Consider the following 26,691-nt stretch of genomic DNA (forward strand, 5'->3'; position numbering starts at 1 on the left):
GCGGGCGGCGGGCGGCGGCCGCGCCGCCGGACCCGGCCACCCACGTGACGGGAGGCCCGACCCGCGTGACGCGGGTCGGGCCTCCAGGCAGTGTGGTGCGGTCCGGGTCAGGAACCGGCGGGCGCCCTGTCGTGCGCGCCGTCGCCGACCGGGCCGTCGGCGGTCACGATCGGGATCTGGCTGGTCGAGAACTCCTTGGCCCAGTCCGACTGCGCCAGCTCCGAGGTCGGGTCGTTGTAGTCGTCGATGACCCCGGCGACCTCGTCCTCGGACCCGACCGTCGGGCCGGAGCCCATCAGCGGCGTCGCGGCCGTCTCCTTCGTGAAGTACACCGCGACGAGCCCGATGACGGCCGCCAGCATGAGGTAGAAAGCGGGGATGTCCTCGGCCCAGCCGTAGCCGCCGTCCTTCGCCCAGTTGATGAGCGCGGCGGTCGCGAGCGGGGTGGTCCCACCGAACAGCGACACCGACACGTTGAACGCGATGGCCAGGGCGCCGTAGCGGATGATCGTCGGGAAGAGCGCCGGCAGCGTGGACGGCATCGTCGACGTGAAGGTCACCAGGACCACGCCGAGGATGAGCAGGCCGGAGAAGACCCCGACGCCCGTGCCGGTCTGGACGAGCTTGAGCGCCGGCCAGGACAGCACGATGAAGCCGATGCAGCCGGCGGCGAGGACCGGACGACGACCGAAGCGGTCCGACAGCCGGCCGCCGAAGGTGATCACGACCATCATCAGCAGCATCACGACGACGATCAGGATGAGCCCGAACGTGGCGTTCTGGCCGAGGTTCTGCTCGAGGTAGGTCGGCATGTACGACAGCAGCATGTAGTCGGTCACGTTGAAGACCAGGACCAGCCCGATGCAGATGATGAGCGCGCGCCAGTTCTCGGCGAACAGCTTGAGGAACGGCGTCTTCTGCGACTCGCGCTCGGCGGCCTGCTCCTGCTGCTTCTGGAAGGCCGGGGTCTCCTCGAGCTTGAGGCGCAGGTACAGACCGATCAGGCCGAGCGGCCCGGCGATGATGAACGGGATGCGCCAGCCCCAGCTGAGCAGGGCGTCCTCGGACAGGCCGAACTGCAGGCCGGTGACGATCGAGGCACCGAGCACGTAGCCGGCGAGGGTGCCGAACTCGAGCCACGAGCCCATGAACCCGCGGCGCTTGTCGGGCGAGTACTCGGCGATGAACGTCGCGGCACCGCCGTACTCACCACCGGTCGAGAAGCCCTGCACGAAGCGGGCCACGAGCAGCAGGATCGGTGCCCAGACGCCGATCGTGTCGTACGACGGGATCAGGCCGATCATCAGCGTGCCGGCGGCCATCAGGATCATCGTCAGCGCGAGGACCTTCTGCCGGCCGATCTTGTCGCCGATCGGGCCGAAGACGGCACCACCGATCGGGCGGACGATGAACGCGGCCGCGAAGAACCCGAAGGTCGCGACGATGTTCGACGCCGGGTCGCCCTGCGGCAGGAACACCTGCGAGATCGTCACCGTCAGGTAGGCGAAGATGCCGAAGTCGAACCACTCCATCGCGTTGCCGAGGGCCGCCGCGGCGACGGCACGCTTGAGCATCGACTCCTCGACGACGGTGACGTCGTCCTCGGTCAGCTTCCGTCGAGCACGCTTCACGGCGCCCTTCGTCCGCAGCGGGCGGTCCCCGTGCTGCTGCTTGGGTGTGTCGTTGGCTGGCAAGGTGTTCCTCCGGTGTGCTGTGGCGTCCTTCGGGCTCCCGGCGAGACGGCCGGGCATCCGGCGAGACAGCGACACTGGCGTCCTGCGAACCGCGCTCGCCGGACAAACCCCGGAAGCCTAGCAGGTGGGGTGGAGCGCCCCGGTCCCACCGGTACGCTGAGGATCGCACCCGCACCACGCGGGGACACTCAGGCACCTCATCACGGACTCGGTGCCGCACATACGAACGGAAGGCGCAGCCATGACCAAGCCCATGCCCGACAAGCCATCGGTGGACGGACTCGAGCAGGTCTGGGGGCCGCAGTGGGAGCAGGACGGCACCTACCGGTTCGACCGCGACGCCGCGGGTGACCGGTCCGCCGTCTACTCGATCGACACCCCGCCGCCGACCGCCTCCGGCTCGCTGCACATCGGCCACGTGTTCTCGTACACGCACACCGACCTCAAGGCGCGGTTCGAGCGGATGCGCGGCAAGCACGTCTTCTACCCGATGGGCTGGGACGACAACGGTCTTCCCACCGAGCGTCGCGTGCAGAACTACTACGGCGTCCGCTGCGACCCGTCGCTCCCCTACGACCCGGAGTTCACGCCGCCGTTCGCCGGCGGGGACGGCAAGTCGAGCAAGGCGGCCGACCAGCTGCCGATCTCGCGCCGCAACTTCATCGAGCTGTGCGACGAGCTGACCGTGCAGGACGAGCAGCAGTTCGAGGAGCTCTTCCGCACCCTCGGTCTCTCCGTCGACTGGACGCAGTCGTACCGCACGATCGACGCGACCTCCCGGGCCAGCGCCCAGCGCGCCTTCCTCCGCAACCTCGAACGGGGCGAGGCTTACCAGGCCGACGCCCCGACGCTCTGGGACGTGACGTTCCGCACCGCCGTCGCGCAGGCCGAGCTCGAGGACAAGGAGATGCCCGGCGCCTACCACGGCCTCGCCTTCCACAAGAGCGACGGCAGCGGTGACGTCGTCATCCAGACCACCCGCCCGGAACTCCTGCCGGCGTGTGTCGCCCTCGTCGCGCACCCGGACGACGAGCGCTTCCAGGACCTCTTCGGCACCACCGTCCGCTCCCCTCTGTTCGACGTCGAGGTCCCGGTGCTCGCGCACCACCTGGCGCAGAAGGACAAGGGCGCCGGCATCGCGATGATCTGCACGTTCGGTGACACCACCGACGTCGTCTGGTGGCGCGAGCTGCAGCTGCCGAACCGCTCCGTGATCGGCTTCGACGGCCGCATCCGTTCCGAGGAGCCGGCGTGGATCGAGTCCGCCGAGGGCCGTGCGCTCTACGCCGAGATGGCTGGCAAGACCGTGTTCTCGGCCAAGAAGGTCGTCGTCGACGCCCTCACCGAGTCCGGCGAGCTGGTCGGTGACGTGAAGACGATCAACCACCCGGTGAAGTTCTTCGAGAAGGGCGACAAGCCGCTCGAGATCGTCTCCACCCGCCAGTGGTACATCGTCAACGGCGCCCGTGACGAGCAGCTCAAGCAGACGCTGCTCGAGCGCGGCGACCAGATCGCGTTCCACCCCGACTTCATGAAGGTCCGCTACGAGAACTGGGTCGGTGGCCTGTCCGGCGACTGGCTCATCTCGCGCCAGCGCTTCTTCGGCGTGCCGATCCCCGTCTGGTACCCCCTCGACGCGGACGGCAACCCGGTGTTCGACCAGCCGATCGTCCCGACCGAGGCGCAGCTGCCCGTCGACCCGTCGTCCGACCCGGCCCCCGGGTACGACGAGTCCCAGCGCGGTGTCGCCGGTGGGTTCCAGGGCGAGCTCGACGTGATGGACACCTGGGCGACCTCGTCCCTGACCCCGCAGCTCGCCGGCAAGTGGGAGACCGACCCGGCGCTCTACGACCTGGTGTACCCGTACGACGTCCGCCCGCAGGCGCAGGACATCATCCGCACCTGGCTGTTCACGACCGTCCTCCGCAGCCAGCTCGAGGCCGACGTGGTCCCGTGGAAGAACGCGTCCATCTCCGGCTTCATCGTCGACCCCGACCGCAAGAAGATGTCGAAGTCGAAGGGCAACGTCGTCACGCCGCTGTCCGTCCTCGAGGCGCACGGCGCCGACGCGGTCCGCTACTGGGCCGCCTCGTCGAAGCTCGGCACCGACGCGGCCTTCGACCCGCAGAACCCGAAGCAGATCAAGGTCGGCCGCCGTCTGGCGATCAAGGTCCTCAACGCGGCGAAGTTCGTCTACGGCTTCGAGCTGCCCACGGGCGCCCACCAGGTCACCGAGGCGCTGGACATCGACATGCTCGCCGCCCTCGGCACCGTCGTCGACCAGGCCACGGCCGCGTTCGACGCGTACGACCACGCCCGGGCGCTCGAGATCACCGAGCGGTTCTTCTGGACCTTCTGCGACGACTACCTCGAGCTCGTCAAGGAGCGTGCGTACGGCACGGCCCCGGATGCCGGCCACGAGACCCAGGCGAGCGCGGTCCTCGCGCTCCGCGGCGCGATCGACGTCCTGCTCCGTCTGCTGGCACCGTTCCTCCCGTACGCGACCGAGGAAGTGTGGGCCTGGACCCACGACACCAGCGTGCACCGCGCCTCCTGGCCGGTCCGTGCCGACCTGCCGGTCGACCAGGCCGAGACCGGGCTGCTCGCCGCCGTCGGCCAGGCGCTGATCGGGATCCGCGGGGCGAAGACCGCGGCGAAGGCGTCCCAGAAGACGCCCGTGACCCGGGCCGTCGTGCAGGCACCCGCTGCCGTCCGTGAGCTCGTCGAGCGCGCGGCCGTCGATCTGGCGGCCGTCGGCCGGATCCAGGACCTCGCCTTCGTCGACGGTGACGAGTTCGCCGTCGTCGAGATCGAGCTGGCGGAGCAGCCCTCCGCCTGATCCCGACGCACCGGACACCGGACGCCCCGTTACCGTGGAGACACGGGCGGGGCGTCCGTCGTCCCGGCGGACTCCGCCGTGGACACGGCTCCGCCGACACGGACTGGAGGCACGGATGCAGCTGGGTACGCGATGGAACGTCGGCGCGGAACCGCCCGCGCGACTGCCCGAGACGATGGTCGTCGCCGTGCGCGGGGTCGAGGACGAGCTCGCTGCGGAGTCGGTCGACGCGTCGACCTGGCGGTGGACACTGACGTTCCTGGAGGGCAAGCCGATGGTCGAGCTGGACGACGGGACGTCGATCCACCTGGACCCGCTCGGGCACGCGCAGGTGACCGACCCGGACGACGCGGGGTCGGAGGACTGAGACGACGACACCGGGCCCGTCGAGGGGCCCGGTGTGGTCGTCGGTGCGGCCGTGGGGACCGGCACGGGCGTCCGCACGGTGCGCAGACCGCGCGCCCGGCCTCAGGAGTGCGGCACCGACGAGAGCGGGACCGGCACGAGGGCTCCGTCCTCGATCCGGAAGGCCTGCTGCTGGGCGGTGTCCTTCGCCAGCTCGGTCCCGGCACTCCATCGGAGCAGACGGTTCTTCGGCTCCAGGTGGTCGAGCACCAGGTACTGCCCGTCGGAGACCTCGACCTCGCCGAAGCGTGCGGCGAAGGCCCCGGCGGTCTCCACCCCACGCATCCACCCGTCGGCGACCGGGGTGCCGTCCGCCGCGACGACGCGGGCGCCGGCGTAGCGCGACGAGAAGTTCGGGTGCGCGGTCGGGACGGCGTCCGCCTTGCGGACCCACAGCGAGCCGGAGCCGGGGTCGAGGACGAGTTCCGCGACCACCGCGTCGCCGAGGCCGCGGTACTGCACCATGGTGCCGCGACGCACGTCGACGTCGGCGCGGAGGACGTCGGGCGTGCCGTCGGACGTGCGGAGTTCCGCCAGCACCGAGCCCGTGGCCGTGCCGAGCGCACTCGTCTGCAGCACCATCCGACCGCGGGTGACCCCGGCGTCGGGCCGGACGTCCACGGTGAGGCTGCCCCCGGCCGTGCGCTGTCCGTACGTCGCCGTCCCGCTCACCGAGAGGGTGCCCGACGGCACCGAGTACGAGACGGTGCGGTCGGTGCGGTCGGTGCGGCGGTCGTGGTTGGTGGTCAGGTCGAACGCGGGGTCGGGTCGGTCGGCCATCGCCGCGCGGGTCTCGTCGGTCAGGCCGAGCCCCCACGCGTCGAAGAAGCCGGACAGGTCGCGGTCGGTGACCTGTGCGGCGACCAGGGCGAACTGCTGCTTCCGGGCTGCGGTGTCGCTGCTCGCCGGGACGCTGCCGCCGAGCGCCCGGTCCACGCGGAACTGCTGCGCCATGCGGGCGTAGACGTCGTCGCCGTAGGCCCGGCGGAGCTGGTCGAACATGAGGAGCCGGGCCCACAGGTCCAGGTGGTCGTGGTTCCGATCGGCCTGCGGCTTCGCGAAGTACGCGGCGACCTTCGCGCGGGTCGCGGCGTCGTCCAGCCGGTTCTCGCCCGGGGTCAGGTGCTCTTGGTTGGCGAGCGAGAACACGTTGACCGACACCTCGCCGAGCCCCGCCCAGTTCATCCAGTCCGGCTGGTAGGTGTGGCCGACCTCGTGCCAGAACCCCCACTGGTCGGCGGGGCGCTTCGACAGCAGGTCCTGCATCGCACCGGTCGCGTTCTGGAACGTGATGCGGTCGTTGGTCGCACTGGCGTACCCGCCACCCGAGTCCGGGTTGACGACGAGCACGCGCTGGTCGGCCCGGTGCGCGGCGCCCGTCGCAGCACGGTCGAGGCCGAACACGCGGTCGGTCTTCGTCACGAAGCGCTCCATCATGCGGATGCGCGGGCCGACGGCGATGCCTGCGTTGAGCAGCCAGCGCTGCGCGACCGGACGCTGGACCTGCACGAGCACGTTCTCGCCGACGAGCTCGACGATCGGCGCCCGGGTCGCGGCCATCCGCTCGGCGAACTGCGACTCGGTGGTCTCGCCCTCGACGAAGGTCGCCATGGCGTCGCCGCCGTCGATCCGCACCGTCGTGGTCCGGGCTCCCTCGGCACCGGTGTCGCGCACCTGCACCGGACCGCTGAGGGGCACCTGCAGGGTGTGCTTGCCCGGCTGCAGCGCGACCTCTCGCGTCCCGACGTCCTGCCCGCCGTTGATGCCGGCGTACACCCCGTACAGGCCGAAGCGGGCGACGAGCCCCGAGACACCGTCCGGCACGGTCACCGTGATCGTCTCGCCGGCGTTCACGTACCGTCCGGTGGGCTCGTGGGCGGCGTGCCGGAAGCGCCGTCCCTCGGCCCGACGGGCGGCCTCCGCGTCGCCCAGTGCCCGAACGGGGACGACGGAGTGGTCGGCCTCGACGACGAGGTGCTGCGGCGGCGCGGGGACCGACGGCGTCGCGACGGTCGTGGTGGCGCCGGGGCCGACGTTGCCGACGGCGTCGACCGCGGTGACGGTGAACGTGTGGGAGGTGCCGGCGGGCAGGTCGGCGATGCGGGCCTCCCGGACGTCACCGCCGACGCGGACCGGAGCCGCGCCGTCGCGGGTGACCACGTAGCTGTCGACGCCACGGTCGTCGGTGGCGGCGTCCCAGTGCAGGCGGACGGCGTGCGCGTCGACGGCCTCGCCTCCGAAGCCCGGGACGGTACCGGGAGCGACCGTGTCCTCGTCCGGGACGCCGGGGTCAGGATCCGGCTCGGGATCCGGCTCCGGCTCCGGCTCGAGTTCCTCGTCCGGCGTGCACCCGGCGACCTCGAGCCCGTCGATCGAGCAGGCGGTCAGCGACGGGACGGCCGTGCCGTCGCCGTTCATGCCGAAGGACAGGTTGGCGGTAGCGCCGGGGGCGAGCTCCTGACCCGGCTTCGCGGTGATCGTGACGAGGTCCCCGTCCTGCGCCGTGTCGGCGGTCCAGGACGCCCAGTTCTCGAACGTGCCGCCGCTCACCCGGAAGCGGAGCTGCCACCCGGCCGCGGTGTCGCCGGTGTTGCGGACGACGAACTGCCCGGAGGTGTACCAGGGCGTCGAGCTGGACACCTCGAGCGCGGCGGAGACGCTGCCCGCCTCGGCGGCGGGCACGGCGCGGGTCGCAGCGGCGGCAGCGGCGGCAGCGGGGTCGGCCAGGAGGACGGAACCGGCGAGGACGGTGGCCAGCGCGGGCAGCGCGGCAGCGCGGTGTCGACGGTGTGGGCGGGACTGCATCGGGACTCCTCGGGGTCGGGGACGGTCATCCCATGGTCCGGGCGACCGTCGGCCGGCGGATGTCTCCGATCGGTGACGTGGTGGGGAGGCGGGGCCGACGGGCGGAGCCGACCACGCCCCGGCCGACGACGTCAGACCAGCCCGGCGCGGTGCGCGGCGATCGCGAGCTGTGTGCGGTTCTGCAGCCCGAGCTTGTCGAGGATCCGCGAGACGTAGGTCTTCGCCGACGTCGGTGTCACGCCGAGCCGGCCGGCGATCTGCGCGTTCGTCAGCCCCTCGCCGACCGCGATGACGAGTGCACGCTCGCGGTCGGTGAGGTCGCCCAGGTCGTCGACCGGCTCCGGCCGGTCCTCCTGTTCTCGGGCCACGGCACGTTCGACGACCGCGCTCGCCACGGCCGGTGCGAGCACGCACCGGCCGGAGGCGACGTCGTGGATCGCGGCCGGCAGCTCGTGCGGCCGACTCCCCTTGAGGAGGAACCCGGACGCACCCGCTCCGAGGGCACGCAGCACGCTGTCGTCGTGCTCGAACGCGGTGAGGACCAGGACCTCGGGGCCGTCCGGCTCCTGCCGGAGCAAGCGGGTCGTCTCGATGCCGTCGATGCCGGGCATGCGCAGGTCGACGACCGCCACGTCGCAGCGCAGGCGTCGGGCAGCAGCGACGGCACGCGCCCCGTCGGCGAACTCGGCCGCCACGACGAGCCCGGGATCGGACTCGATGACGATGCGCAGGCTGGCGCGGATGTCGTCGTCGTCGTCGACGAGCAGCACCCGGGTCACCGCGGCAGCTCCAGCTCGAGACGGAACCCACCCGAGGCCGTGCGGTCGTGCCGCAGGGCGCCGCCGACCTCGGCAGCGCGTTCGGCCGCGACGGCCAGACCGTGGCCACCGGCGGAGCGGGTCGGCTGCCCGTCGCCGGCACCGTTCTCGACGACCAGGCGCACCCGGTCTCCGAGGATCGCTGCCGACAGGTCGACCGGGCTCCCGGGGGCGTGCTTGCGGACGTTGTGCAGCGTCTCCGCGAGCACCGCATCGAGGACCGCAGCGCACCGGTCGTCGAGCCCGGCCGTGCGGGCGAGCGGGCCCGCCGCGGGACCGCGGCGGCGGAGGACGATGCCGTCGCGCTCCGCCTCGGCGATCGACTGGTCCCACGTCGGTCCGGACGGGAGGCACGGGTCATCGCAGTCAGGAGCGTCGCGCTGGTCGTCGCCCTCACTCCGGCGCAGCAGGCCGACGACGAAGTGCAGGTCCTCGAGGAGACCCGCGCCGGTGTCGGCGATCCGGGTCGCCAGCTCCTGCACGGCGGGCTCCGCCGTGCGGGCGGCGAGCGCCGTCGCGTGCAGCGTCATCCGGCTCACACCCTGACCGACGACGTCGTGCAGGTCGCGGCTGAGCCGGAGACGTTCTTGGGCGACCGCGTCTGCGGCACGGGCGGCGGCGGCGTCGGCGGCGAGACGCAGGTGTTCCTCGCGTGCTCGGACGACCCGGTGGGCCTCCCCCACGACACCGCCGAGCAGGGCCGGGAGCACGACGGCCAGGAGCGGTGCGGTCTCCTCCGGCACCGTGACGTGGCCGGCACGGAACATGCACGGGTCCGGCACGATGCCGAGCGGGTGCAGGAGCGTGAAGCCAGCGAGGACCGCCCACCAGCCGGGCCCCCGGCGCGCCGCGACGACCGCGCTCATCACGACCACGAAGGAGCACGACCCGGTCAGCGCCCAGACGACCGGGGCGACGACCGTGGGGACGACGGGCAGGCGTCGGAGCAGGTGCAGCGAGAGTCCGCCGACGACGAAGACGACGATCTGCAGCGTGTCCGGGCCGACGCCTGCGGCGAGGGCGTCGTACCAGACGCTGTACAGCGTCAGCGCGGTCGGCAGGACGATGCCCGCGATCCGGGCGACGCGGCGGGATCGCGGCGATGGTGCGTCGAGCAACCGCTCGAGCGGGTGCAGAGGCCGCGCGGTGGAGTCCGCGTTGTACATCCAATATGTCACGTATCGACTGTAGCGCAAGCGCTTGCGAATCGACGACGTCGACTTCCGGAGACACACACCCGTCCTCGTGGTCCCGCACCATCGGTTGTCGTCCACACCCGGACCGGAACACTCCACGAAAGGTCTCCCATGTCCCTCCGCGCCTCCTCGTTCGCCACCGCCGCCGCGACCGCCGCCGTCGTCGGGTGCGCCCTGCTCGCCCCGTCCGCAGCGTCCGCCGCACCGCTCGTCGATGCTGCCGCTGCCGGTCAGCCCACCGGCTCGCTCCAGATGTGGGAGGGCAGCACGCACTACCGCAGCGGTCAGTTCGTCATCGCGAACACCACCGACCGGGCGGCCGACTGGTCCCTGACCTTCACGGTGCCGCACGGCACCTTCCAGAACCACTCCGACTGGAACGTCGACGCGACGGTCCACGGCGACCAGGTGACCCTCGCACCGAAGAGCGGCACGCTCGCCCCGGGCATGAGCGAGTACGTGTCGTTCGGCATCGCCGGCGACGGCACCACGGAGCTCGGTGTCGCCAGCTGCGACCTCGGTGGCGCCGGGGTCGAGGGCTGCTCGGCGGGCGAGGAGGCCGGCGAGGCGCCGACCGCGCCGGGCGACGTCCGTGTCACCGACGTCGCGCACGACCGGGCCACCGTGCGGTGGACCCCGAGCACCGACGACGAGCACGTCCTCGGGTACACCGTCTCGGTGTTCCAGGACGGCGAGATCATCCGCCAGCACATCGCCCCCGGCTCCGACCGGACGAGCCAGGTCGTCGACCGGCTGCACGCGAACCGCACCTACGACATCGTGGTCGCCGCGTACGACGCCGACGGCAACGAGACGGCCGCCGAAGCCGTCGAGCTCCACACCACGCCGGACCCGTCCCTGGCCGGCCCGACCGCTCCGCAGGGCGTCCACGTCAACACCCAGGAGTCGCGCCGCGTCATCGTGAACTGGAAGTCGCCGGCGCACCCGGACCTGCTCGGTCACGCTGTGGACCTGTACCAGGACGGCCGGGTCATCCGCCGGGTCCCGATCGGCAACCCGCTGCAGGCCTCGGCGATCATCGACCGCCTGACCCCGGGCACCGAGTACCAGGTCGAGGTCCTCGCGCAGGACGTGCACGGCCACGAGTCGGCGTCCGAGCGGGTCACCTTCACGACGGCGACCGAGGCGCGGTAGCATCGAGAACGTCCGTTCCCGACGGGGGACGGCACGACGACCGAACGGCGGTGACGGCATGGCGACCACGACGATCGACCCTGCCGTCACCGCCGCCGTCGTCACCGCGGCCGACGCGCTGTTCTACGCGCGCGGCATCCAAGCGGTCGGGATGGACGAGATCCGGACCGCCGCTGGCGTCTCCTTGAAGAAGCTCTACGCGGCGTTCCCCGGCAAGGACCAGCTCATCGCCGCGGTGCTCGCCAGCCGACACGAGCTCTGGGAGGCCGGTATGCGCGACGCGGTCGCGGCGGCGTCGACACCGCGCGACCGCCTGCTCGCCGTGTACGACTTCCTCGACTCGTGGTTCGCCGACGACACGTTCCGTGGCTGCGGGTTCATCAACGCGTTCGGTGAGCTCGGTGCGACGTCCCCGGCGGTCGCGGCCATCGCCCGCGACCACAAGGAGTCGTTCCAGCGGTTCATCGCCGCCCTCGCCGAGCAGGTCGTCGGCGACCCGGCACAGGCGGACGAGCTCGCCGCCCAACTGGCCCTCCTCGCCGAGGGGGCGCAGACCACCGCAGCCATCGCCGGGACGCGCGACGCTGCCGTGCACGCCCGGCGAGCGGCCGGCGTGCTCATCGACGCTGCGACGCGCTGACCGCCCTCGCACCCCGGCCCGTCGTCCTAGGGTTGCTCCATGGCGAACCCGTTCGATGGACCGAGCACCCTCCCCTACGCCCTCCCCCCGTTCGACGACGTCCGGACGGAGCACTACCGGCCGGCCTTCGACGCGGGCATGGCCGAACACCGCGCGGAGGTCGAGGCGATCGCCACCGACCCCGAACCGCCGACCTTCGAGAACACCCTGGTCGCGCTCGAGCGTGCCGGGCAGCTGCTGCAGCGTGTCGAGATGGTCTTCTCCACGATCACCTCGGCCGACTCCACCGACGAACTCCGTGACCTCGAGGCCGAGCTCTCCCCGCTCCTCGCAGCACACCGCGACGCGATCGTCCTGGACGGCCGGCTGTTCGCCCGGGTCCGGACCGTGCACGACGAGCTCGACGCCACGGCGGGCCGCTCCGACGAGGACCGCCGCCTGGCCGACCGCACGCTGACCGAGATGACCCTCGCCGGTGCCGGACTCGACGACGCCGGCAAGGGACGCCTGACCGCGATCAACCAGGAGCTGTCGTCGCTGACGACGACGTTCGAACGCAACCTGCTCGAGGACACGAACGACGCCGCGGTGCACATGACCGACGAGTCCGAACTGGCCGGCCTCGACGACGGCGCGAAGTCCGCCGCCGCGGGAGCCGCCGCCGACCGCGGACTCGACGGCTGGCTGGTCACTCTGCCGCTGTACACCGGACACCCGTGGCTCGCGACGCTCACCGACCGCGGACTCCGCCAGCGGATCATGGAGGCGTCACTGTCCCGCGGCCGCCGGGGCAACGCGTTCGACAACCGCGAGGTCCTGCTCCGCATCGTCCGCCTCCGCGCCGAACGGGCCGAGCTGCTCGGCTTCCGCGACCACGCGTCGGTCGTCACCGCGGACGAGACCGCCCGGACCCCGGAAGCCGTGGCGGACCTCCTGTCCTCCCTCGTCCCCGCGGCCGTCGCGAACGCCCGCGACGAACGCGACGCACGCTCCCGCACGATCGGGCACGAGGTCGAGTCGTGGGACTGGGCGTACGCCACCGAGGTCCTCCGCGGTGCGCAGTTCGCCGCGGACAGCGGCGCGCTCCGCCCCTACCTCGAGGCGGACCGGGTCCTCGTCGACGGCGTCTTCCACGCCGCCTCCGCCCTGTACGGGCTGCGCTTCACCGAGCGTCACGACCTGCACGGCTACAACGACGAGGTCCGCGTCTTCGAGGTCGTCGACGAGCAGGACGCCCCCGTCGGGCTGTACCTGCTCGACCTGTACACGCGGGACGGCAAGCGCGGTGGTGCGTGGATGAACCCCGTCGTGGAGCAGTCGCACCTGCTCGGCACGCTGCCCGTCGTCGTGAACAACCTCAACGTGCCGAAGCCCGCAGCGGGCTCACCGACGCTGCTGACGCAGGACGAGGTCGAGACCCTGTTCCACGAGTTCGGCCACGCGCTGCACGGGTTGATCGCCCGGACGACGTACCCGCGGTTCTCCGGCACGAACGTCGAACGTGACTTCGTGGAGTTCCCGTCGCAGGTGAACGAGATGTGGGTCACGTGGCCGTCGGTCCTGGCGAACTACGCCAAGCACCACGAGACGGGGGCGTCGATGTCGCCCGAGCTCGTCCTGGGCCTCAGCAGCTCGGAGGGCTTCAACGAGGGGTTCGGCACGACCGAGTACCTGGCGGCCGCACTGCTCGACCAGGCCTGGCACCGACTCAGCGCCACCGAGGCCGCCGCGGTCACGGACGTCGAGGCGTTCGAACGGGAGGCACTGGTCGCCGCCGGCGTCGACGCTCCGGCCGTCCCGCCCCGCTACTCGTCGACGTACTTCGCGCACACGTTCTCCGGCGGGTACGACGCCGGCTACTACGGGTACATCTGGAGCGAGGTGCTCGACGCCGACACGGTGGAGTGGTTCCGCGAGCACGGCGGGCTCTCCCGCGAGGCCGGCGAACGCTTCGCACGGCTGGTGCTCGGTGTCGGTGGCGCGGAGGACCCGCTCGAGGCCTACCGAGCGTTCCGCGGCCGCGACGCCGAGGTCGGCCCGCTGCTGCGTCGCCGCGGGCTCGAGTAGCGCGTCCCGGCGCGGCTGGTCGGCCGCGCCTGCCTGGTCGGCCCGGCCTGCCTGGTCGGCCCGGCCTGCCCGGTCGGCCGGGCCTGCCCGGTCGGCCCGGTCGGCCCGGCCTGCCCACGAAACACCGGTGTTCGTCGGTCGCGCCGCGCTTTTGCGCGGCGCGACGGACGAACACCGGTGTCTTGCGAACTCCACGGACGGCAGCCGCCGCGCGACGCAGCGCGCGCCCCGTCGATGACGGGGGCGCGCTGCGTTCAGGTGCGGTCGGCTACGCGGACTTCTCGACGCGCTTCGGCGCGGACCGCGGCACGATCGTCGGCGCCGCGTTCTCGAGCACCGAAGCCCGGGTGACGACCACGCGGGCGACGTCGTCGTCCGAGGGCACGTCGAACATGATCGGCCCGAGGACCTCTTCCATGATCGCGCGGAGGCCGCGGGCACCGGTCTGGCGCAGGACGGCCAGGTCGGCGATCGCCTCGAGCGCCGCGTGGTCGAACTCGAGCTCGACACCGTCGATCTGGAACATCCGCTGGTACTGACGCACCAGGGCGTTCTTCGGCTCGGTCAGGATCTGCATCAGCGCGGCCTGGTCGAGCTTCGACACGGTGGTGACGACGGGCAGACGACCGATGAACTCGGGGATCAGACCGAACTTGTGCAGGTCCTCCGGCAGGACCTCGGAGTACAGGTCCTGGTGGTCGGTCGGGCTGTGCAGCTGGGCCCCGAAGCCGATGCCGTGCTTGCCGACACGCGACGAGACGATCTCTTCCAGCCCGGCGAACGCCCCGGCGACGATGAACAGCACGTTCGTCGTGTCGATCTGGATGAACTCCTGGTGAGGGTGCTTCCGACCGCCCTGCGGCGGGACCGAGGCGACCGTGCCCTCGAGGATCTTGAGCAGCGCCTGCTGGACGCCCTCGCCCGACACGTCGCGGGTGATCGAGGGGTTCTCGGCCTTCCGCGCGATCTTGTCGACCTCGTCGATGTAGATGATGCCGGTCTCGGCGCGCTTGACGTCGTAGTCGGCGGCCTGGATCAGCTTGAGCAGGATGTTCTCGACGTCTTCGCCGACGTACCCGGCCTCGGTCAGGGCAGTGGCGTCCGCGACGGCGAACGGCACGTTCAGCCGCTTGGCCAGCGTCTGCGCCAGGTACGTCTTGCCGCAGCCGGTCGGGCCGATGAGCAGGATGTTCGACTTGGCGATCTCGACGTCGTCGCGGTCCTCGGCGGCGGTGATCTGCCCCTGCGCCCGGATCCGCTTGTAGTGGTTGTAGACGGCGACCGCGAGTGCGCGCTTCGCCGGGTCCTGCCCGATGACGTACTCCTGCAGGAAGTCGAAGATCTCGCGCGGCTTCGGCAGGTCGAACTCGCCGCTGCCGGTGTCCTCACCCGCTTCGGCGAGACGCTCTTCGATGATCTCGTTGCAGAGCTCGACGCATTCGTCGCAGATGTAGACGCCGGGTCCGGCGATCAGCTGCTGTACCTGCTTCTGGCTCTTCCCACAGAAGGAGCACTTCAGGAGGTCGGCGCTCTCTCCGATGCGTGCCATGCTCTCGGCCTTCCCTGGTCGACGTGCACCGCCAGTGCGGTCCACGAGGTCGTCGTGGGACCGAGCCTAACCGCAACCGGCGACACAGTCGGGGACCCCCGGCCGCGTTCGCCCAGGGCGTGGTCGGCCTGGTAGCGTGAGCGACGTTGCTCTACAAGTTGTAGAGAACGGCTCCTGGAGGAACCATGCAGAAGCGCCTCGCCACCGGCGGTGTCGTGACCCTCGGCGTCGCCGCCGCCATCGTCCTCGGCACCGCGGCCTCGGCCAGCGCCCACGTCGAGGCCGAAGCGTCGTCGACCGCCGTCAACTCCTACACCACCGTCACGTTCTCCGTGCCGCACGGCTGCGACGGCTCCCCCACCACGAAGCTGCAGTTCCACGTCCCCGAGTCCGTGATCGAGGTCACGCCGACGGTGAACCCGAACTGGACCATCACGAAGGCGACCGAGCCCTACACGGCCCCGAGCTCCGCAGCCGGCGCCGACGAGGACGAGGCCGAAGCGGCCGCCGAGCGCATCACCAGCGTCACGTACACCGCGAAGACCCCGCTCCCCGCCGACGAGCGCGACACCTTCTCGCTCTCCTTCGCACTGCCCGACGGCAAGGCCGGCGACACCGTCTCGATGCCCGTCTCGCAGACCTGCGAGAAGGGCTCCACCGAGTGGGACCAGGCCACGAAGGCCGGCCAGGCCGAGCCGGAGCACCCCGCACCGACGATCACGCTGACCGCCGCCGCCGCGGGCGACGACGAGCACGGCACCACCGAGTCGACCGAGCCCGACGCGGCCACCGCGACGACGGCCTCCAGCTCGTCCACCTCCGCCCCCGCGGACCCGGACCTGGTCGGCCGCTTCCTCGGTCTCGGCGGCCTGCTCCTGGGTGCCGTCGCACTCGTCGTCTCGGTCGCCGCCTCGCGTCGCCGCGGCAGCAGCAAGTGACCACCGGCACCGAGCACGAGAGCGCCGGGCAGCCGGGCGCGCGTCCGGCGGTGCGCCGCCGGGTCCGGGCCGGGAGGCTCGGTGCCGGCACGTTGGCCGCGCTCACCCTGGTGGGTGGTGCGGTCCTCGGGCTCGCCGCCCCCGCGAGCGCGCACAACTACGTCGTCGCCGCGACCCCGGCGTCGAACAGCACCCTGACCGCACTGCCGAAGACGTTCGCCATCACCACGAACGACCGTCTGCTCGACATCGGCGACACGGACTCCGGGTTCGCGTTCCGCATCGTCGGTCCGGACGGCCGGTACTTCGAGGACGGCTGCGTCGACGTGGAGGGCCCGACGATGTCCACCGCGGCCGCCCTCGGGAAGTCCGGCGAGTACCAGGCCGAGTGGCAGATCATCTCGGCCGACGGGCACACCGTGTCGGACTCGTACGACTTCACGTGGAAGGCGCCGGCGGGATTCACCCCCGCCACCGGTGCGATGAAGCCACCGACCTGCGCGACCGACGGCAACGGCTCGACCGCCGCGGCCAGCACGACGGGCACGGAGTCCGGCGGCACGGCCTCGACGGCCTCCGACGCGCTGTGGATCGGCGCCGGCGGGCTCGTCGTCGTGGCCGCGGTCGTCGCCGTGCTGCTGCTCGTGCGTCGCCGACCGGCACCCGCCGCTGACGGCGACGACGACTGATCGGCGGTTCCCGCCCCGGGAACGACGACGGCCCCGCACCGATGAGGTGCGGGGCCGTCGTCCGTCCGGGTGCTACTTGACGAGCGCGGGGACGTTCTTGCGGCTGGTGAGGACCTGGTCGATCAGGCCGTACTCCACGGCTTCCTGCGCGGACATGATCTTGTCGCGCTCGATGTCGTGGTTGATCTCGGCCGGCGTCTTGTTCGAGTGCTTCGACAGCGTCTCCTCGAGCCAGGTGCGCATGCGGAGGATCTCCGCCGCCTGGATCTCGATGTCGGACGCCTGGCCGCCACCCTGCTGGACAGCAGGCTGGTGGATGAGCACGCGGGCGTTCGGGAGCGCCAGGCGCTTGCCCGGCGTACCGCCGGCCAGGAGCACCGACGCGGCCGAAGCCGCCTGGCCGAGGCAGACCGTCTGGATCTGCGGACGGATGTACTGCATCGTGTCGTAGATCGCCGTCATCGCGGTGAACGAGCCACCGGGCGAGTTGATGTACATCACGATGTCGCGGTCGGGGTCCATCGACTCGAGCACGAGCAGCTGGGCCATGACGTCGTCGGCCGACGCGTCGTCGACCTGGACACCGAGGAACACGATGCGGTCCTCGAAGAGCTTCGCGTACGGGTCCTGACGCTTGTAGCCGTAGGCCGTGCGCTCTTCGAAGCTCGGGAGGATGTACCGATCAGAGGGGGCCGGGACGTTCTGCGCGCCACCGAGCATGGGGAGGTGCATTCTCGTTTCCTTTTCTTCGGTGGTGATCAGGACTGGGCGTCGGGCTCGGCCGCAGGGGTCTGCGTCTCGCCGTCGTTGACGGTTCCGCCACCACCGACGACCTCGGCGGACGAGGCGCGCAGGTGGTCGACGAAGCCGTACTCCAGGGCCTCCTGTGCCGAGAACCAGTTGTCGCGGTCGTTGTCCTTGAGGATCTGCTCGATGGACTTGCCGGTCTGCTCGGCGGTCAGCTCGGCCATCCGCTGCTTCATGTCGAGGATGACCTTCGCCTGCGTCTGGATGTCGGCGGCGGTACCACCGAAGCCACCGGACGGCTGGTGCAGGAGCACGCGCGCGTTCGGCGTGATGTAGCGCTTGCCGGGCGTGCCGGACGAGAGCAGGAACTGCCCCATCGAGGCGGCGAGGCCGATGCCCACCGTGACGATGTCGTTCGGCACGAACTGCATCGTGTCGTAGATCGCCATGCCGGCGGTGATCGAGCCACCGGGCGAGTTGATGTAGAGGTAGATGTCCTTCTCAGGGTCCTCGGCGGCGAGCAGCAGCAGCTTGGCTGCGATCTCGTTCGAGTTGTCGTCGCGGACCTCGGAGCCGAGCCACACGATCCGGTCTCTCAGAAGGCGGTCAAAAACACTGGGGTTCAGTGTTGCTTCGGCCATGGAAAAGCTCCCGTTCAGTTGTCGCTTGTTGTCGAACTTATCGGTTGCAACGCACGTGGTCTCCTGTGTTCGCTGTCGGCGGTCAGCAGGACAGGGAACGCGGTCAGGACGTGCGGGGAAACGAACGGGAGGCACGGCGCCAGCTGGCACCGTGCCTCCCGTTCGTGCGGATGGTCGCGACTACTTCGCGTCGGCCTCGGCCGACTCGTCGTCGGTCTCGGTCGACTCGTCGTCCGCGACGATCTCGTCGTCATCGGCGACACCCGCGGTGAACGCGGAGAGGTCGACCGGGTTGCCGGCGGTGTCCTTCACGGTGACCTTCGACAGGACCGTGGCGACGGCCTTGGAACGAGCGACCTCGCCGACCATGCCGGGGATCTGACCGTTCTGGTCGATGACCTTGATGAACTCGGCCGGCTCCATGCCGTACTGCGCAGCGGCCTGGATCAGGTACTGCGTGAGCTCTTCCTGCGAGACCTGGATCTGCTCCTTCTCGGCGATGGAGTCGAGGAGGATCTGCGAGCGGAAGGCCTTCTCGCTGGACTCAGCGACCTCCTTGCGGTGCTCGTCGTCCTCCAGACGGTTCTCCTGCTCGAGGTGACGGTGCACCTCGTCCTCGATGAGCTTCTCCGAGATCGGGATCTCGACCGAGTCGAGGAGCTGCTCGACGAGCTTGTCGCGTGCCGCAGCGCCCTGGCTGAAGGTCTTCGACTTCGCGATCTGCTCCTTGAGGTCCGCCTTGAGCTCGTCGAGGGTGTCGAACTGGCTCGCGATCTGGGCGAACTCGTCGTCGGCGTCGGGGAGCTCGCGCTCCTTGACGGCGGTGACGGTCACGGCGATCTGGGCGGTCTCGCCCTCGCGGTCGCCACCGACGAGCTTCGACTCGAAGGTGGTGGACTCGCCGGCGGTGAGGGACTCGAGCGCCTCGTCGATGCCCTCGAGCAGGTCGCCCGAACCGATCTCGTAGGAGACGCCGGTGGCCGAGTCGACCTCGTCGTCACCGATGGTGGCGGTCAGGTCGAGCTGGGCGAAGTCGCCCGAGGTGGCCGGACGGTCCACGGTCACGAGGGTGCCGAAGCGCGTGCGGAGGTTCTGCAGCTCTTCGTCGATCTCGTCGTCGGAGACCTCGACCTCGTCGACCACGAGCTCGAAGGAGCTGTAGTCGGGCAGGTCGAACTCGGGACGGACGTCGACCTCGAAGGTGAGGACGAGGTCGCCGGTGAAGTCCTTGACGTTCGGGAGCTCGGCGACGTCGGCCTCGGCGCGGCCGAGGATGCGGAGCTCCTGCTCGTCCACCGCCTGGCGGTAGAAGGTGTCGATCGCGTCGCCGACGGCGTGGTTCAGGACCTCGCCCCGACCGACGCGCTGATCGACGATCGCCGGCGGGACCTTGCCCTTGCGGAAGCCGGGGATGTTGATCTGCTCTGCGATGTGCTTGTACGCGTGGTCGATGCTCGGCTTGAGATCTTCCGGCGTCACGTTCACGGTGAGCTTGACGCGGGTGTCGCTCACCTTGTCGACGGTGCTGGTGGCCAAGGGATGTTCTCCTGTTGGTTGACGTTCGATGTGACCTGGTCGGGGCGACAGGATTTGAACCTGCGACCTCCCGCTCCCAAAGCGGGCGCTCTACCAAGCTGAGCTACGCCCCGGTACGAGGGCCAGGATCGTCGCGTGCGCCGTTCAGCGCGCGGGCAGGACGAGTCCAGCCCAGCGACCTCGACGAGTCTAGCGGGCTCCGGGTGCACGATCCCCGGTAGGACTCCCGGTTGTGGGAAGTCAGTCGTCCGCGGCCCGTCGCAGACCCCGTCGCCACTGAACCCCGACGACGACCTGGACGGCCAGCGCGGCGACAGCCAGCAGCAGTCCGGCGACGATCCGCCACACGTGCAACAGCGCGTGCCAGGGTTGCGCCTGCGGGTCGCCGAACAGCTCCGGGCGGAGCGAGAACACCACCGCGGCGACGGCCACCAGCACGTAGGAGAACACCCGGGATCGCCTGATCGTGCGCTGCGACGACTCGTCCGGCGGCGGCAGGATCATGGGGGTGTCGTTCGTCCGGTATGGTGGTGGGGCTGCGACACGTGCGCAGGCGCGGGGATGTAGCTCAATGGTAGAGCCCCAGTCTTCCAAACTGGCTACGCGGGTTCGATTCCCGTCATCCCCTCCACTTCCCCCTCCGCAGGCTGCCTGACCGGCGCCCCTCGTCGTGCGCCCGCGCCGGCACGGACGACCGTCGTTCCCGCGGACGGTTCCGTCACGCGCGACTCCGGACGGCCCGGCTTGACATCCGACTGGCACGGTCCCTATCGTCATGGAATCGATTCCATGGAATCGATTCCACGACTCGCCCAACGGAGTGCTCACCGATGAACACCGTCACCATCAAGGACGTCGCCGCCCGCGCCGGCGTCTCCGCAGCGACGGCGTCCCGCGTGCTCTCCGGCAACGCAGCCACCAGTGAAGAGTCCCGTCGGGCGGTCGAGCAGGCCGCGAAGGACCTCGACTTCCGCCCGAACCTGCAGGCTCGCGCGCTCCGCTCCACCCGGTCGGACACGATCGGCCTGCTGGTCTCCGACGTCCGCAACCCGTTCTTCGCCGACCTCGCCCACACGATCGAGCAAGCGGCGCTCGCCGAGGGCTACGTCACCCTCCTCGGCAACGCGAACGAGCGCGCCGACCAGCAGAACCGGTACCTCGACACCCTCATCGCCCGCCGGGTCGACGGCGTGATCGTCGCACCGCAGGGCAACGACACCGGCACCGTGCAGCAGCTCGTCGACCGTGAGGTCCCCACCGTCTTCGTCGACCGCGTGATCCCGGGCATCGACGTCCCGAGCGTCACGACCGACAGCAGCACCGGCATCCGGCAGACCGTCGAGCACCTCGCCGCCCTCGGCCACACCCGCATCGGGTACATCGCCGGCCCGCAGAGCGTCTCGACCGGCCGGGAGCGCTTCACCGCCTACCAGGACGCCGTCGCCGCAGCCGGACTGAGCGACGACCCCGACCTCATCGTCTTCGGTGACTTCCAGGCAGCGTCCGGCTCGGCCGGGGTCACCACGCTGCTGCAGCTCGCCGACCCGCCGACCGCGATCTTCGCCGCGGACAGCCTGATGGCGGTCGGCGCGATCGCGATCCTGAACCGCCTCGGGCTCCGACTCGGCCAGGACATCGCCCTGGTCGCCTTCGACGACATCGAGTGGTTCTCGCTCCTCGAGCCCGCGCTCTCCGTCGTCGCCCACAGTGTGGAGGACATGGGCCGCGTCGCCGTGGGCCTCCTCCGCGACGTGATCGACGGCGGCAGTCCCGAGTCCGTCCGTCTGCCGAGCGAACTCATCGTCCGCGCCTCCTCGGCCACCCCCATCCGACCCGCCCGGCAGGCCGCATCGTCGCACCCCGCCGCCCAGCAGCACCCGGAGAACTGACATGGCTCAGACCCCCCTCCTCACCCTCGACCGCGTCAGCAAGTCCTTCGGTCCGGTCCAGGTCATCACCGACGTCACAGTCGACGTCCACGCCGGGAAGGTCCAGGTCCTCCTGGGCGAGAACGGCGCCGGCAAGTCGACGCTCATCAAGATGATGTCCGGCATCCACCAGCCCGACGGCGGACGGATCCTGGTCGACGGAGCCGAGGTGAGCCTCCCGACCGTCACGGCCGCGGAGCGGCTCGGCATCGCGACGATCCACCAGGAACTCAACCTGGTCGGCTCGCTCAGCGTCGCAGAGAACGTGATGATGGGCCGGATCCCGACGCGCTTCGGGCTGGTCGACCGGAAGACGCTCCGCCGTCAGGCCGAGGCCGCGCTCGCGGTGATCGGGCTCGACGTCGACGTCGACACCCCCGTCGGCGAGCTCGGCATCGCCCGCCAGCAGCTGGTCGAGATCGCGAAGGCGCTCAGCGTGGAGGCCCGCATCCTGATCCTCGACGAACCCACCGCCGCGCTCACCCGCCACGAGACCGAGGCCCTGTTCCGGGTGGTCGCGGACCTCCGCGCCCGGGGCGTCGGGATGCTCTTCATCAGCCACCACCTCGACGAGATCGCCGAGATCGGCGACACCGTCGCCGTGCTCCGCGACGGGCACTTCGTCGCCGAGGTCCCGGCATCGACCCCGGAGGACGAACTCGTCCGCCTCATGGTCGGCCGGAGCATCGAGGAGCAGTACCCGACCGGCAGCGCCGTCGTCGACCGTGCCGACCCGGTCCTGCGGGTCGAGCACCTCACCGCCTCCGGACGCTTCCAGGACGTCTCCTTCGACGTGCACGCCGGTGAGATCGTCGGCATCTCCGGACTCGTCGGCGCCGGTCGGACGGAACTGGTCCGGGCGATCGCCGGAGCGGACGGCTACGACAGCGGCACGGTCACGGTCCGTGGGCGCACGCTCGGCAAGGGCAGCGTCGCCGGGGCGATCCGCGCCGGCATCGGTCACGTGCCGGAGGACCGCAAGGGCCAGGGCCTGGTGCTCGGCGCCTCGGTCAACGACAACCTCGGGTACGCCACGCTGGCCTCGAGCGCCCGCGGCGGACTCGTCGACTTCGCCGGACAGAAGCAGCGCGCCGAACAGGTCGCCACCCGACTCCGGATCCGGATGCACGACATCGACCAGCCGATCGGCTCGCTCTCCGGCGGCAACCAGCAGAAGGCCGTCTTCGGGCGCTGGATCCTGGCCGGCTCGAGCGTGCTCCTGCTCGACGAACCCACCCGTGGCGTCGACGTCGGCGCGAAGGTCGAGATCTACGAACTCGTCAACGCCATCACCGCCGCCGGGGGTGCCGTCGTCATGGTGTCGAGCGAACTGCCCGAGGTGCTCGGCATGAGCGACCGGATCCTCGTGATGCGCGACGGCCGGATCGCCGGCGAACTCGACGGTGCCGACGCCACCGAGGACGCCGTGATGACCCTCGCCGCTCGCGACGCCCCGGACGCCGACGCCGCCTGAGCCGCCGGTCGCCCGAGCGACTCCTCCCGCACGGCCCCGCGCGGCCGCGCGCCCTCCCCCGCGTACAGCGCAGTACCCACCAGAAAGCACAAGCCGCATGTCATCGACCACTGCGAAGGCCCCGACCCGGTCCTTCTCGTTCACGAAGTTCCTGGCGAACAACGGCGCCCTCGTCGGCCTCGTCGTCCTCTGCATCGCCCTCTTCATCGCGACGCCGGACTTCCTCACCGGCCGCAACATCCTCAACATCGGCATCCAGGTGTCGACCGTGGCCGTGCTCGCGTTCGGTGTCACGTTCGTCATCGTCGCCGGCGGCATCGACCTGTCGGTCGGCTCGGTCGCCGCACTGTCGGCGATGGTCTCGGCGTGGTTCTTCGCGACGGCGGGGCTGCCCGGCTGGCTCGCCCTCGTCGGCGGGCTCGTCGCGGGACTCGTCACCGGTGTCGTGAACGGCCTGGCGAGCGCCTACGGCAAGCTGCCGTCCTTCATCGCGACCCTCGCGATGCTCAGCGTCGCCCGCGGCCTGACGCTCGTGCTCTCCGACGGCAAGCCGGTGCCGACCTCGCCCCAGGTGTCGTTCCTCGGCGGGGACATCGGACCCGTCCCGGTGCCGATCATCGTCCTCGTGGTCGCCGCCCTGATCGCGTCCTTCATCCTCAACCGCACCGTGATCGGCCGGAGCATGTACGCCGTCGGCGGCAACGCCGAAGCGGCACGGCTGTCGGGCCTCCCGGTCAAGCGCATCGTGGTCGTCGTGTTCGGCCTGTCCGGTCTCTTCGCCGCGCTCGCCGGTCTGCTGCTGGCAGGTCGGCTCGACTCGGCGCAGCCGCAGGCCGCCAGCGGGTACGAGCTCGACGCGATCGCATCGGTCGTCATCGGTGGCGCCTCGCTCGCCGGCGGTGTCGGTCGGATCTCGGGCACGTTCATCGGTGCGCTCGTCCTCGTCGTGATCCGCAACGGCCTGAACCTGCTCAACGTCAGCTCGTTCTGGCAGCAGGTCGTCATCGGCCTGGTCATCGCGGTCGCCGTCGGTTTCGACGTGCTGCGCCGCAAGACGCGCAGCAGCTGACGCGCACTCCTCTCCGCTTCCTCTTCCCCCACTCCCCCTCCACAAAGGAACCAACGATGAAGTTCTCCTCCTTCCAGAAGATCGCCACCGTCGGCGTCGTCGCCGGCCTGGTCGTCCTCGGCACCGCCGGGTGCAACCGCACGAGCAGCAGCGGCGCCTCGGGCGGTGGCGACATGAAGATCACGCTCGCCCTGTCCACGCTCAACAACCCGTTCTTCGTCGAGGTCCGCGACGGCGCGAAGGCCGAGGCGAAGAAGCAGGGCGTCACCCTCGACGTCGTCGACGCGCAGAACGACTCCGCGCAGCAGGCCAACCAGCTGCAGACCGCCTCGAGCGGCAGCACGAAGGCCGTCATCGTCAACCCGGTGGACTCCGACGCCGCCGGCCCGAGCGTCACCGCGCTGAACAAGGCGGACATCCCGGTCATCGCCGTCGACCGCACCGTCAACGACGCCTCGGTCGACTCGTTCATCGCGAGCGACAACGTCGCCGGTGGCAAGCAGGCCGCCGACGACCTGGCGAAGGCGATCGGCGAGAAGGGCGAGATCCTCGTCCTGCAGGGTCAGGCCGGCACCTCCGCCAGCCGTGACCGCGGCCAGGGCTTCGCCGAGGGCATCAAGGCGTACCCGGACATCAAGGTGGTCGGCAAGCAGACCGCCAACTTCGACCGTGCCACCGCGCTCGACGTCACCACCAACCTCCTGCAGGCCCACCCCGACGTCGTCGGCGTCTTCGCCGAGAACGACGAGATGGCCCTGGGCGCGATCAAGGCCCTCGGTGCGAAGGCCGGCACGAGTGTCAAGGTCGCCGGGTTCGACGGCGAGGCCGACGGCCTCACGGCCATCGAGGACGGCACGCTGAGCAGCTCGGTCGCGCAGCAGCCCGCCAAGCTCGGCGCCCTCGCTGTCGACCAGGCCGTCAAGGCGGTCTCCGGCAAGGCCGACAAGACCGTCCAGGTCCCGGTCGTCTCGGTGACCAAGAGCAACGTCGGAGACTTCACCAAGTGAGCCGTCCCACCGGAACCGTGGTCGTCGTGGGTTCGCTCAACGTCGACCAGGTCGTGACCGTCGACCGCCACCCCGCCCCGGGTGAGACGCTCGTCGCGACCTCCTTCGCCCTGCTGCCCGGCGGCAAGGGCGCGAACCAGGCCGTCGCGGCCGCCCGGCGGGGCGCACCGACCGTGATGGTTGGGAGCGTCGGACGCGACGGTGCGGCGCAGGTGGCCACGAGCCTCCTGGCCGGCAGCGGTGTCGACGTGACCCACGTCCGCGCGGTCGACGCCCCCACCGGGCTCGCGACCGTCACGGTCGACCGCACCGGCGAGAACACGATCGTCGTCGTCCCCGGGGCCAACGCCTCGACCGGGGCGGAGGCCGTGCTCGCGGCTGCGGACACCGTCGCGTCGGCCGCGGTGGTCGTCCTGCAGGGCGAGGTGCCCGCCGACGGCATCGGCGCCGCCGCCACGGCGGCGACCGGGCGGGTGCTGCTCAACCTGGCACCCGTCGTCCCGGTCGGACGGGAGGCCGTGCTCGCCGCCGACCCGCTCGTCGTCAACGAGCACGAGGCAGCCCTCGTCCTCCGGCAGCTCGTCCCGGACGCCGTGGTGCCGACGGACGAGTCGTCGCTGGTCGGCGCGCTGCGGTCGCTCGGCATCCGGTCGGTCGTCGTCACCCTCGGTGCACGTGGCGCCCTGGTGTCCGACGGCGACGACACGGCTGTGGTCGCCGTGCCGTCCCCGCGGGTGGTGGCGGTCGACTCCTCCGGTGCGGGCGACGCCTTCGTCGGCGCACTGGCAGCCGGGCTGGCGGCGGGCGACACACTGCTCGACGCCGCCCGGCAGGCCGTCCGTGTCGGTGCGTTCGCCGTCCAGGGCGTCGGGACCCAGCCGTCCTACCCCACCCTCGACGACGTGCTCCCGCGGGTCGAGGCAGACGACGCGGAGGTCAGCGCGTGAAGAAGGCAGGCATCCTCAACGCCGAGTTGAACGCCGGACTGAGCCGACTCGGCCACGGCGACCTCGTCGTGGTCGCGGACTGCGGCCTGCCGATCCCACCCGGGGTGCCGGTCGTGGACCTCGCCCTCGTGCACGGGGTCCCGCGGTTCGTCGACGTGCTCGACGCGCTGCTCGGCGACGCGGTCTTCCAGGAGTGCTTCGCGGCGACCGAGGCCGCGGGCACCGAGGCGGACACCTGGCTCGGCGACCGGTTCCCCGATCGCCGTTCGGTGTCGCACGACGAGTTGAAGGCCATGTCCGCCGACGCTCGGCTGTTCGTCCGGACCGGCGAGGCGACGGCGTTCGCGAACGCGGTGCTCGTCTGCGGCGTCCCGTTCTGACCGCTCCCGCGGTGGTGCCGGGCTGACGTCGGCCGGTCTCGAGGGGCTGGCGGGCGTCAGCCCAGCAGTGCGCGCAGGGCCGCGACGTGTCCGCAGTAGGCGGTGCGGCCCTCCGGGGTGAGTGTGAGCCACGTCTTGACACGCCCCTTGCCGGTCGGCTTGTACAC

General features: G+C 71.0%; 23 protein-coding genes and 2 tRNA genes. 14 read left to right on the forward strand and 11 right to left on the reverse strand.

The genetic code is table 11. The features are described 5' to 3' along the window. Nucleotides 1-107: 107 nt before the first annotated feature. Nucleotides 108-1,694: a glycine betaine/L-proline transporter ProP gene (proP, locus tag E9228_RS05075; RefSeq protein WP_252727773.1), complete on the reverse strand. Its 1,587-nt coding sequence runs from the start codon at nucleotides 1,692-1,694 to the stop codon at nucleotides 108-110. Between the two features lie 241 nt (nucleotides 1,695-1,935). Here proP and valS point away from each other — a divergent pair, with 241 nt between their 5' ends. Both valS and E9228_RS05085 read left to right on the forward strand, forming a co-directional pair. Then, complete coding sequence (gene valS, locus E9228_RS05080) at nucleotides 1,936-4,533, forward strand: valine--tRNA ligase (RefSeq protein WP_166779528.1); 2,598 nt, start codon at nucleotides 1,936-1,938, stop codon at nucleotides 4,531-4,533. Nucleotides 4,534-4,648: 115 nt separating this feature from the next. Continuing rightward, a complete protein-coding gene (locus E9228_RS05085) occupies nucleotides 4,649-4,900 on the forward strand; it encodes a hypothetical protein (protein ID WP_166779529.1) in 252 nt (83 codons plus the stop codon). 101 nt (nucleotides 4,901-5,001) lie between these two features. Here the strand turns inward: E9228_RS05085 and E9228_RS05090 are convergent, their stop codons facing one another. The 3 genes from E9228_RS05090 to E9228_RS16955 all read right to left on the reverse strand — a co-directional run bounded on the left by E9228_RS05090 (nucleotide 5,002) and on the right by E9228_RS16955 (nucleotide 9,739). Next, on the reverse strand, nucleotides 5,002-7,743 hold the full coding sequence (locus E9228_RS05090) for a M60 family metallopeptidase (protein WP_166779530.1): 2,742 nt from the start codon (nucleotides 7,741-7,743) through the stop codon (nucleotides 5,002-5,004). Between the two features lie 131 nt (nucleotides 7,744-7,874). Next, complete coding sequence (locus E9228_RS05095) at nucleotides 7,875-8,522, reverse strand: response regulator (protein ID WP_166779531.1); 648 nt, start codon at nucleotides 8,520-8,522, stop codon at nucleotides 7,875-7,877. Continuing rightward, the gene (locus E9228_RS16955; protein ID WP_166779532.1) at nucleotides 8,519-9,739 is read right to left on the reverse strand and encodes a histidine kinase; all 1,221 of its coding nucleotides are present in this window, start codon (nucleotides 9,737-9,739) and stop codon (nucleotides 8,519-8,521) included. The genes E9228_RS05095 and E9228_RS16955 overlap by 4 nt, the downstream gene beginning before the upstream one ends. Nucleotides 9,740-9,868: 129 nt before the next feature. Here E9228_RS16955 and E9228_RS05105 point away from each other — a divergent pair, with 129 nt between their 5' ends. Genes E9228_RS05105 through E9228_RS05115 form a run of 3 tightly spaced genes read left to right on the forward strand, consistent with a single transcriptional unit; the run spans nucleotide 9,869 to nucleotide 13,619 of the window. Continuing rightward, nucleotides 9,869-10,912, forward strand: a complete 1,044-nt coding sequence (locus tag E9228_RS05105; RefSeq protein ID WP_166779533.1) for a fibronectin type III domain-containing protein — start codon at nucleotides 9,869-9,871, stop codon at nucleotides 10,910-10,912. A gap of 58 nt (nucleotides 10,913-10,970) precedes the next feature. Then, the gene (locus E9228_RS05110) at nucleotides 10,971-11,552 is read left to right on the forward strand and encodes a TetR/AcrR family transcriptional regulator (protein WP_166779534.1); all 582 of its coding nucleotides are present in this window, start codon (nucleotides 10,971-10,973) and stop codon (nucleotides 11,550-11,552) included. A 39-nt stretch (nucleotides 11,553-11,591) separates the two neighbouring features. After that, complete coding sequence (locus tag E9228_RS05115) at nucleotides 11,592-13,619, forward strand: M3 family metallopeptidase (RefSeq protein WP_166779535.1); 2,028 nt, start codon at nucleotides 11,592-11,594, stop codon at nucleotides 13,617-13,619. Nucleotides 13,620-13,887: 268 nt separating this feature from the next. On the opposite strand, the gene clpX is transcribed toward E9228_RS05115, so the two are convergent. Continuing rightward, entirely contained in the window at nucleotides 13,888-15,168 is a 1,281-nt protein-coding gene (gene clpX / locus E9228_RS05120) for an ATP-dependent Clp protease ATP-binding subunit ClpX (RefSeq protein ID WP_110903996.1), read from the reverse strand. 185 nt (nucleotides 15,169-15,353) lie between these two features. Here clpX and E9228_RS05125 point away from each other — a divergent pair, with 185 nt between their 5' ends. Further along, nucleotides 15,354-16,106 carry a YcnI family copper-binding membrane protein gene (locus E9228_RS05125; RefSeq protein ID WP_166779536.1) on the forward strand — a complete coding sequence of 251 codons (753 nt, stop codon included), beginning with the start codon at nucleotides 15,354-15,356 and terminating at the stop codon, nucleotides 16,104-16,106. Further along, nucleotides 16,103-16,795, forward strand: coding sequence for a copper resistance protein CopC (locus tag E9228_RS05130; protein WP_166779537.1), 693 nt, complete (start codon nucleotides 16,103-16,105; stop codon nucleotides 16,793-16,795). The genes E9228_RS05125 and E9228_RS05130 overlap by 4 nt, the downstream gene beginning before the upstream one ends. A gap of 72 nt (nucleotides 16,796-16,867) precedes the next feature. Here the strand turns inward: E9228_RS05130 and E9228_RS05135 are convergent, their stop codons facing one another. From E9228_RS05135 to E9228_RS05155, 5 genes are all read right to left on the reverse strand, one after another. Then, entirely contained in the window at nucleotides 16,868-17,527 is a 660-nt protein-coding gene (locus E9228_RS05135; RefSeq protein ID WP_110903998.1) for an ATP-dependent Clp protease proteolytic subunit, read from the reverse strand. Nucleotides 17,528-17,553: 26 nt separating this feature from the next. After that, on the reverse strand, nucleotides 17,554-18,183 hold the full coding sequence (locus E9228_RS05140; RefSeq protein ID WP_110903999.1) for an ATP-dependent Clp protease proteolytic subunit: 630 nt from the start codon (nucleotides 18,181-18,183) through the stop codon (nucleotides 17,554-17,556). A gap of 180 nt (nucleotides 18,184-18,363) precedes the next feature. Further along, nucleotides 18,364-19,719 carry a trigger factor gene (tig, locus tag E9228_RS05145; RefSeq protein WP_166779538.1) on the reverse strand — a complete coding sequence of 452 codons (1,356 nt, stop codon included), beginning with the start codon at nucleotides 19,717-19,719 and terminating at the stop codon, nucleotides 18,364-18,366. 36 nt (nucleotides 19,720-19,755) lie between these two features. Further along, a tRNA-Pro gene (locus E9228_RS05150) sits at nucleotides 19,756-19,832 on the reverse strand. A 127-nt stretch (nucleotides 19,833-19,959) separates the two neighbouring features. Continuing rightward, nucleotides 19,960-20,223: a hypothetical protein gene (locus tag E9228_RS05155; RefSeq protein ID WP_166779539.1), complete on the reverse strand. Its 264-nt coding sequence runs from the start codon at nucleotides 20,221-20,223 to the stop codon at nucleotides 19,960-19,962. A gap of 53 nt (nucleotides 20,224-20,276) precedes the next feature. Here E9228_RS05155 and E9228_RS05160 point away from each other — a divergent pair. From E9228_RS05160 to rbsD, 7 genes are all read left to right on the forward strand, one after another. Beyond that, nucleotides 20,277-20,350: transfer RNA gene (locus E9228_RS05160), tRNA-Gly, on the forward strand. A 199-nt stretch (nucleotides 20,351-20,549) separates the two neighbouring features. After that, nucleotides 20,550-21,608 (forward strand): LacI family DNA-binding transcriptional regulator, encoded by a 1,059-nt coding sequence (locus tag E9228_RS05165; protein WP_166779540.1) that lies wholly within the window; start codon nucleotides 20,550-20,552, stop codon nucleotides 21,606-21,608. Between the two features lies 1 nt (nucleotide 21,609). After that, the gene (locus E9228_RS05170) at nucleotides 21,610-23,121 is read left to right on the forward strand and encodes a sugar ABC transporter ATP-binding protein (RefSeq protein WP_166779541.1); all 1,512 of its coding nucleotides are present in this window, start codon (nucleotides 21,610-21,612) and stop codon (nucleotides 23,119-23,121) included. Between the two features lie 97 nt (nucleotides 23,122-23,218). Then, the gene (locus E9228_RS05175) at nucleotides 23,219-24,190 is read left to right on the forward strand and encodes an ABC transporter permease (RefSeq protein ID WP_166779542.1); all 972 of its coding nucleotides are present in this window, start codon (nucleotides 23,219-23,221) and stop codon (nucleotides 24,188-24,190) included. 56 nt (nucleotides 24,191-24,246) lie between these two features. After that, the gene (locus E9228_RS05180; RefSeq protein ID WP_166779543.1) at nucleotides 24,247-25,197 is read left to right on the forward strand and encodes a substrate-binding domain-containing protein; all 951 of its coding nucleotides are present in this window, start codon (nucleotides 24,247-24,249) and stop codon (nucleotides 25,195-25,197) included. Then, on the forward strand, nucleotides 25,194-26,144 hold the full coding sequence (locus E9228_RS05185) for a PfkB family carbohydrate kinase (RefSeq protein ID WP_166779544.1): 951 nt from the start codon (nucleotides 25,194-25,196) through the stop codon (nucleotides 26,142-26,144). Before E9228_RS05180 ends, E9228_RS05185 begins: the two co-directional genes overlap by 4 nt. Continuing rightward, complete coding sequence (rbsD, locus tag E9228_RS05190) at nucleotides 26,141-26,524, forward strand: D-ribose pyranase (RefSeq protein WP_166779545.1); 384 nt, start codon at nucleotides 26,141-26,143, stop codon at nucleotides 26,522-26,524. The genes E9228_RS05185 and rbsD overlap by 4 nt, the downstream gene beginning before the upstream one ends. Nucleotides 26,525-26,580: 56 nt before the next feature. On the opposite strand, the gene E9228_RS17505 is transcribed toward rbsD, so the two are convergent. Then, nucleotides 26,581-26,691, reverse strand: a complete 111-nt coding sequence (locus E9228_RS17505; protein WP_341849777.1) for a hypothetical protein — start codon at nucleotides 26,689-26,691, stop codon at nucleotides 26,581-26,583.

This window comes from Curtobacterium salicis, assembly GCF_011759505.1.
GTDB lineage: Bacteria > Actinomycetota > Actinomycetes > Actinomycetales > Microbacteriaceae > Curtobacterium > Curtobacterium salicis.